Below are 7,260 nucleotides of genomic sequence, written 5' to 3' on the forward strand. Positions count from 1 at the left end.
CGGGCTGGCGGCGATCCGCCGCCAGCTTGTTGTTCCGGCGCATTTCCCGAGCCGCCAGGCGATACCGCCTGGCTTGAAAATGCTCTAGCCTGCCGCGCATGGCCCATCTGCTCCTCATCATCTCCGGCAGCGTCGCCGCCTACAAGGCGCTGGAGCTGGTGCGGCTGGCGCGCAAGGCGGGCCATGCCGTGACGCCCATCCTGACCGCCGGCGGCGCCCGCTTCGTGACGAAGGAGGCGCTGGCCGGCATCTCGGGCACCCGCGTGCATGACGATCTCTGGGCCGCGGAGGCCGAGATCGGCCATATCCGCCTGGCCCGCGCGCCGGACCTGGTGGTGGTGGCGCCGGCCTCGGCGGACCTCCTCGCGAAGATGGCCGCCGGGCTGGCGGATGACCTGGCCTCTACGGTCCTGCTGGCGACGCGGGCGCCGGTGCTGGTGGCGCCCGCCATGAACCCGGCCATGTGGGCGCATCCGGCAACCGTCGCCAATATGAAGACGCTGGCGGCGCGCGGCGTCACCGTGGTGGGGCCGGAGGAAGGGCCGATGGCGGAGCCCGAGAGCGGCCCCGGCCGGCTGGCCGAGCCGCCCGCCATCCTGGCCGCGATCGAGGCGTTGCTGCACCAGGGCCCATTGGCTGGCCGGCATGTCGTGGTGACCAGCGGGCCGACTCACGAAAGCATCGACCCGGTGCGCTACATCGCCAATCGCAGCAGCGGCAGGCAGGGCCATGCCATCGCCGCGGCGCTGGCGGCCCTCGGCGCGCGCGTCACCCTGGTGAGCGGCCCGGTCGCGGTGCCGGACCCGGCCGGCGTGACCGTCGTGAAGATCGAAAGCGCGCGGGACATGCTGGCGGCGGTGGAGGCGGCGCTGCCGGCCGATGCCGCGGTCTTCGCCGCCGCCGTCGCGGATTTCCGGCCGGCCGATGTCGGCGCGCAGAAGATCAAGAAGGTGCCCGGCGCGCCGCCGCCCGAGATCGCGCTGGCGCTGAACCCGGATATCCTGGCGACCATCGCGCAGCACCCGTCGCAGCGCCCGCGCCTCGTCGTGGGCTTTGCCGCCGAGACCGAAAACGTGGTGCCGCATGCGCAGCAGAAGCGGATTCGAAAAGGCTGCGACTGGATCGTGGCGAATGACGTCTCCGGCGATGTCATGGGCGGCGCCGAGAATGCCGTGCATCTGGTGACGGATTCGGGGGTGGAGGACTGGCCCCGCCTGCCGAAGCCAGAAGTGGCGCGGCGGCTTGCGGCGCGGATTGCGGAGAGATTGGCGTAAATGGTCGAGATCCTGGTCACCCGCCTGCCGCATGCCGAGGGGCTGCCCTTGCCCGCCTATGCCACGCCCGGCGCGGCGGGGATGGACCTGCTGGCCGCCGTCGCCGCGCCGGTGGTGATCCCGCCCGGCGGCCGCGCGCTGGTGCCCACCGGGCTCTGCATCGCGCTGCCCGAGGACCACGAATTGCAGGTGCGGCCGCGCTCCGGCCTGGCGCTGAAGCACGGCCTCACCATGCCCAATACGCCCGGCACGGTGGATGAGGATTATCGCGGCGAGCTGCAGGTCATCCTGATGAATGCCGGCACCGAGGCCTTCACCGTGGAGCGCGGCATGCGCATCGCCCAGGCGGTGGTGGCCCCTGTGGTGCGCGCCCGGTTCCGGGAAGTGGAGGTGCTGCCGGAGACGGCGCGCGGCGCGGGCGGCTTCGGCTCGACCGGCACGCGCTGAGCGGAGGGGCGGTGGAAGACAGCGCGGCGCAACCGGAGCTCGCCCGCCGCGCCTGGGCGCGGCTCGCGCCCTTCGCGGCCGGCCGGCTCTTCGAGCCCTTCCTGGCCTATGCCTGCGTCACCGACCAGCCGGGCCATGCGATCCTCGCCTCCGAGGGGGTGGTCGGCCTGCCCCGCGTCACGCAGGCCGGCGGCGTGTCGAATTTCGTCTTCTGCGGCCACCGGGCCAGCCTGGGCAAGGTCCAGATCGAGTTCGACGGCAGCGACAACATCCTCTTCCTCGGCGCCCATGCGACGCCGGGCCATTGCAAGATCCGCGTGCATGGCTCCGGCCATGTCTTCCATTTCGGGTCCTTCTCATCGGCCAGCAGCCTGACGGTGCTGCTGCAGGGCGAGGGCGGGAAGATCCTGGTGGGCGACGACTGCATGTTCTCCGCCCGCATCATCCTGTCCAATTCCGACCAGCACGCGATCTACCAGCGCGCCACCGGCGCCCGCATCAACCGGGAGCGGGATGTGCTGATCGAGGACCACGTCTGGCTCGGGCGGGATGTCCGCGTCTCCAAGGGCAGTCGGATCGGCCGGGACAGCATCATCGCCCAGGGCGCGGTGGTGAGCGGGGAGATCGCGGCGCATGTCGTGGCCGGCGGCCTGCCGGCGCGGATGCTGCAGACCGACGTGACCTGGAGCCGCGTCCGCGCCGATTCGCTGGCCGAGGCCGAGGCCTCGCCAGGGCATCGGCAGCGCCTGCTGCGGGCCGAGAAGCTGCGCCGGCGCATCGCGGCGCTGGAGGCGGGGGCAGGTCCGGCCTGAAGCGAAACCGGATTGGCATATCATATCCAATACGATATGGATCGCTTCCCCAAGAGAGGAACGACCATGTCTCGCCTGATGCGCCTGATGGCGCTGCTGTCCATCGCCCTGCTGCCGGCCTGCGCCACCGCACCTCCGGCACCAGCCAGAACCTGGCGGTGGAGACGGTGCCCCCCGGCGCCAGCTGCACCCTGAGCCGGGAGGGCGCGCTGCTCGGCACCATCCCCGCCACGCCGGGCAGCATGGAGGTCTCGAAGTCGCGCCAGGACCTGACGGTGGCCTGCACCCGCGCCGACCACCTGCCGGCCAGCCGCACCGTGGTGGCGGAAGCGCAGGCCATGACGGCGGGGAATATCCTGCTCGGCGGCGTCATCGGCCTGGCGGTGGATGCCGCGACGGGCGCCATGACGCGCTATCCCAACAGCGTCCTGCTGCAGCTGGCGCCCAGCCGATTCGCGACGGCGGCGGAGCGCGACGCCTTCTTCGCCGCGCGGGCGGAGGAGGCGCGCCGGCGCCATGCCGAGAGGCTGGCGACGCTGACCCCGCAATGCGGCGTCATCGGCCCGGATGCCTGCGCCACCAATACCCGCGCGCTGGAGGCCGAGCGCGACGCGGCGCTGGCGGAGCTGGAGCGGCAGCGCCTCGGCACCACGGTAGGCTGACACGAAAAAAGCCGCCGCGGGTTGCCCCGCGGCGGCCGTATCAGGCGAGGGCTTTCAGGCCCGGGCGGCGACCGCCCCGCGGCCCGTCAGCCGGCCGAGGTCCAGCGCATGGGCCCCGGCGCCGAGGCCCGCCTGCACCAGCAGCAGCACGGTCCAGAAGGCCGGGAATTCCCAGCCGCCGCCGCGGGCGCTGAAGATCCAGCCATTGCCCAGGTGCTGCAGCGTGGCGCCGATCATGATCGGCAGGGCCAGCAGGGCCACCGGCCGCACCCAGACGCCGAGGATCAGCGCGATGCCGGCCAGCGTCTCCGCCACCGCCACGATCGCGCCGAAGACCGGCGGATAGCCGAGGGAGCCGAAGAAGCCCATCGTGCCGGCGAAGCCGAAGGTCATGATCTTCAGCAGCAGGCCATGGGCCAGGAACAGGACCCCCATGCTGACGCGCAGTAGCAGCGCGGCGTAGGGGGTGGTGGTGCGCACATCGAGGGTCATCATCGTCTCTCCGATCCGTGCGGGCCGCATGGGCCCGGTGTGGCCGGGGTTATGGCCCCGCAACGGTGCCAGCTTCCAACGCGGGGATGGAACAGCCATCATCACCACCATAAATGATGCGCGTCCCCAACCTCCCGGATGCCGACCTTGGCTGACCTGCAGACCCTCGACCTCAACCTGCTCCGCGTCTTCGACGCGGTGGCGCGGGAGCGTCACGTCACCCATGCGGCGGAAAAGCTGAACCTGTCGCAGCCCGCCGTCTCCAATGCCCTGGCCCGGCTGCGCGCCGCGCTGAATGACGAGCTCTTCCTGCGCCGCCCCGGCGGGGTGGAGCCCACGGCGCTCGCCCTGTCCCTCGCCGGCCCGGTGGCGGAGGTGCTGGACCGGCTGCGCACAACGCTCGCCGACCACGCGCCCTTCGACCCCGCCACCACGGACCGCGTCTTCACCGTGGCACTGTCCGAATATGCCGAGAGCGTGCTGGTGCCGCCGCTGCTGGAGCAGATGCACCAGGAAGCGCCGCGGGCCCTGCTCGCCGTGCGCCATGCGGACCGCACCAATGCGCTGGACCTGCTGGCGAAGGGGGAGGCGGAGCTGGCGGTCGCCGTGCTGCCGGACCCGCCGGCGCTCTATACCCGCGTCCGCCTGCTGCCCGAGAATTTCCTGACCCTCGTCCGCGCCGGGCATCCCCTGGCCGAGGGACCGCTGACTCTCGAACGCTTCACCGCCTTCCCGCATCTGCTGCATTCGCCCAACGGCTCACGCGACGGCGCGCTGGACGGGCCCTTGCGGGAGGCAGGGTTCCCCCGCCGCCTCGGCGCCGTCGTCGCCCATCTGGGCGCGGTGCCCGAGATCCTCGCGCGGACGGACATGGTGATGTCGCTCTCCGCCCGGCTGGCGCAGCGCATGGCGGAGACCTATGGCCTGGCGCTGCGGCCCTGCCCGGTGGAGTTCAAGCACACGCGGCTGTCCATGATCTTCCATCGCCGCTTCGAGGCCGATCCCGGCCATGCCTGGCTGCGCCGTTCGATGCTGGCGGTGGCGCGGGAGGTGGGGCCGGTGCCGGGTGTGGGTGCGTGACGGCGTTTGACTACGTCATTGTCGGCGCCGGCAGCGCGGGCTGCCTGATGGCCGACCGTCTTTCCGCCTCGGGCGCCAGCGTCGCCGTCATCGAGGCCGGCGGGCGGGACCGCCACCCCTACCTCCACATCCCCGCCGGCTATGCCCGCATCCTGACCCACACCGCCCTGACCTGGGGTTTTCGCACCGCCCCGGATGCCGCCACCGGCAACCGGGCGCTGGACTATCCGCGCGGGCGGGTGCTGGGCGGGTCCTCCGCGATCAACGGGCTGGGGCATGTCTGGGGCGACCCCTCGGACTACGACCTCTGGGCCCAGAAGGGCTGTGCGGGCTGGTCCTGGGCCGATCTCGCGCCGCATTTTGCCGCCTATGAGCGTGCCGAGGAGACGGGCCCGCATCGCGGCCGCGCCGGCGCGCTGCATGTGCAGCACCTGGCGGAGTTGCCGCCGCTGGTGGCAAAGATGCGAGAGGCCGCCGCCGCCATCGGCCTGCCCACGCCGCGCGACATGAACGGCCCGCTGCGCGAGGGTTTTTCCACCTTCCAGCAGACGCGAAACGGCCGCCGCCGGCATTCCGCCGCGACGGCTTTTCTCAAGCCCGCCTTGGCCCGCGGTGTGGCGCTGTTCGAGAACGCCCTGGCGCTGCGGATCGAAATGCAGGAAGGCCGCGCCACCGGCGTAAAAATCCGCCGCGGCGGCACCGAGCAGGTGGTTGCGGCGCGGCGCGAAGTGATTCTCTCGGCCGGCGCCATCGGCAGCCCGCATCTGCTCATGCTCTCGGGACTCGGCCCGGCGGCGCATCTGGCCGAGCACGCTATCGCCGTGCACCAGAACATCCCCGGCATCGGCCGGAACCTGCAGGACCACTATATCGCCCGCCTGACCTGGCGTCTGGCCGATCACCGCTGGTCCGCCAATCGCCGCATCACCTGGCCGCGCCTGGCGCTGGAGGTGGCGCGCTGGCTGGCGCGCGGCGATGGCGTGCTGACCTGGTCGCCCGGCATGTTCGGCGTCTTTGCCAAGACAGAGCCGGGGCTGGAGGCGCCGGATATCCAGCTCAATGGCGGCCCCCTCTCCTGGGCCGAGGGCCGCATCGGCGTGCCGGAGGCCGCGCCCGGCCTGACCATCGGCGTCTGGCAATGCCGGCCGCAGTCGCGCGGCAGCATCACCCTCGCCTCGCCCGATCCGGCCCGCGCCCCGGTCATCGCGCCGCGCTTCCTGACGGAGGCGGCGGACCGCGCCGCCATCGCCCGCGGCATCCGCCTCGCCCGGCGCTGGATGGCGGCCCCGCCGCTGGCCGGCATCGTGACGGAGGAGGTGCGGCCGGGACCCGGCGTGGAGTCGGAGGAGGCGCTGATCCGCTTCGCCCAGCAGACCGGTGGCACCGTCTACCACCCCTGCGGCACGGTGCGGATGGGCGGCGAGGGCGCACCGCTCGACCCGCGCCTGCGGCTGCGCGGGGTGGCCGGGCTGCGCGTGGTGGATGCCTCGGTCTTCCCCGATATCCCGGTCTGCAACATCAATGCGACTGTGCTGGCCGTGGCGCACAAGGCGGCCGGCCTGATCCTGGAGGATGCATGACCATCACCGAGGCGACCGAGGCCGACCTGCCCGCGATCCTCGCCCTCATCAACCAGGCCATCGCCGAGACCACCGCCGTCTGGCACCTGCAGCCGGAGACGCTGGAGACCCGCCAGGCCTGGTTCGCCGCACGCCGCGCGGCCGGCCTGCCGGTGCTGGTGGCGCGGCGCGGCGATGCGGTGCGGGGCTTTGCCAGCTACGGCCCCTTCCGCCCCTTCGCCGGCTACGACGCCACGGTGGAGCATTCGGTCTATGTCGATCCCGCCGCGCATCGCCAGGGCATCGGCGCGCAGCTTCTGGCGGCGCTCGAGGCAGAGGCCAGGGCGCAGGGGCGCCATGTGATGGTCGGCGCGGTGGAGGCCGGCAATGCCGCCTCCATCGCCCTGCATCTGCGCGCCGGCTTCGTCGAGACCGGCCGGATGCTGGAGGTCGGCCGCAAATTCGGCCGCTGGCTGGACCTGGTGCTGCTGCAGAAGCGGCTTGGCTGAGCTCAGCTCCGCCGGCCCTCCACGTACTCGTAGTCACCCAGCTCGATGAACTCCATGTTGCGCAGGGTGATCGTCTCGCCGTGGATGGTGATGCTGCCGATCACCCCGGCGACGGAGAGCCGGCCATCGGGCAGGATCTGCGGCTGGGCGGAGCGCGGCTCCAGCTCGATCATCGACAGAAGCTGCTGCGCATCCAGGATGCCGGTATCCTCCAGCCGCAGCGTATCCGTGCCCGCGCCGCCATCCACGTTGTCATGGCCATCGCCGAGGTGAGCTCCAATCCGGCCGATGCCGAGGCCGGCTGCAAGGGGCGGCCGGTCCGGGCTAAGGTGGCGGCGTGCCCCGCCCCGTCGCCACCCCCCCGCTCCGCGCACCGCGCAAGCCGCGACCCGCCGCGGCGCCGCCGGCCGCCGCCCGGGCGGCCC

The 7,260-nt window shown here is 72.4% G+C and carries 9 protein-coding genes; 7 read left to right on the forward strand and 2 right to left on the reverse strand.

Annotated features, from left to right (window positions below):
* The first annotated feature begins 98 nt into the window (after positions 1-98).
* From coaBC to ACTIF1_RS16355, 4 genes are all read left to right on the forward strand, one after another.
* On the forward strand, positions 99-1,274 hold the full coding sequence (gene coaBC / locus ACTIF1_RS16340; protein ID WP_439597508.1) for a bifunctional phosphopantothenoylcysteine decarboxylase/phosphopantothenate--cysteine ligase CoaBC: 1,176 nt from the start codon (positions 99-101) through the stop codon (positions 1,272-1,274).
* Complete coding sequence (dut, locus tag ACTIF1_RS16345) at positions 1,275-1,721, forward strand: dUTP diphosphatase (protein ID WP_439597509.1); 447 nt, start codon at positions 1,275-1,277, stop codon at positions 1,719-1,721.
* Positions 1,722-1,732: 11 nt separating this feature from the next.
* Positions 1,733-2,533, forward strand: coding sequence for an acyltransferase (locus ACTIF1_RS16350; RefSeq protein WP_439597510.1), 801 nt, complete (start codon positions 1,733-1,735; stop codon positions 2,531-2,533).
* A gap of 158 nt (positions 2,534-2,691) precedes the next feature.
* Positions 2,692-3,195: a hypothetical protein gene (locus tag ACTIF1_RS16355; protein ID WP_439597511.1), complete on the forward strand. Its 504-nt coding sequence runs from the start codon at positions 2,692-2,694 to the stop codon at positions 3,193-3,195.
* 54 nt (positions 3,196-3,249) lie between these two features.
* Here ACTIF1_RS16355 and ACTIF1_RS16360 read toward each other — a convergent pair whose 3' ends face one another.
* Positions 3,250-3,690, reverse strand: a complete 441-nt coding sequence (locus ACTIF1_RS16360; RefSeq protein ID WP_439597512.1) for a DoxX family protein — start codon at positions 3,688-3,690, stop codon at positions 3,250-3,252.
* A 144-nt stretch (positions 3,691-3,834) separates the two neighbouring features.
* Between ACTIF1_RS16360 and ACTIF1_RS16365 the strand changes: the two genes are divergently transcribed.
* From ACTIF1_RS16365 to ACTIF1_RS16375, 3 genes are read left to right on the forward strand one after another with little or no spacing between them, the layout of a single operon-like run.
* Positions 3,835-4,767, forward strand: a complete 933-nt coding sequence (locus ACTIF1_RS16365) for a LysR family transcriptional regulator (protein ID WP_439597513.1) — start codon at positions 3,835-3,837, stop codon at positions 4,765-4,767.
* A complete protein-coding gene (locus ACTIF1_RS16370) occupies positions 4,764-6,347 on the forward strand; it encodes a GMC family oxidoreductase (protein WP_439597514.1) in 1,584 nt (527 codons plus the stop codon). The genes ACTIF1_RS16365 and ACTIF1_RS16370 overlap by 4 nt, the downstream gene beginning before the upstream one ends.
* Entirely contained in the window at positions 6,344-6,835 is a 492-nt protein-coding gene (locus ACTIF1_RS16375) for a GNAT family N-acetyltransferase (RefSeq protein ID WP_439597515.1), read from the forward strand. Before ACTIF1_RS16370 ends, ACTIF1_RS16375 begins: the two co-directional genes overlap by 4 nt.
* A gap of 2 nt (positions 6,836-6,837) precedes the next feature.
* Here the strand turns inward: ACTIF1_RS16375 and ACTIF1_RS16380 are convergent, their stop codons facing one another.
* Positions 6,838-7,083, reverse strand: a complete 246-nt coding sequence (locus ACTIF1_RS16380; RefSeq protein WP_439597516.1) for a hypothetical protein — start codon at positions 7,081-7,083, stop codon at positions 6,838-6,840.
* Between the last annotated feature and the right edge of the window lie 177 nt (positions 7,084-7,260).

The sequence above is a fragment of the Falsiroseomonas sp. genome (assembly GCF_051860665.1).
Classification (GTDB): Bacteria; Pseudomonadota; Alphaproteobacteria; order Acetobacterales; family Acetobacteraceae; genus Falsiroseomonas.

Bases quoted from the DNA above. Each gene is read 5' to 3' on its own strand.
- coaBC (WP_439597508.1), top strand. From the start codon at position 99: ATGGCCCATCTGCTCCTCATCATCTCCGGCAGCGTCGCCGCCTACAAG.
- dut (WP_439597509.1), top strand. From the start codon at position 1,275: ATGGTCGAGATCCTGGTCACCCGCCTGCCGCATGCCGAGGGGCTGCCC.
- ACTIF1_RS16360 (WP_439597512.1), bottom strand. From the start codon at position 3,690: ATGATGACCCTCGATGTGCGCACCACCACCCCCTACGCCGCGCTGCTA.
- ACTIF1_RS16375 (WP_439597515.1), top strand. From the start codon at position 6,344: ATGACCATCACCGAGGCGACCGAGGCCGACCTGCCCGCGATCCTCGCC.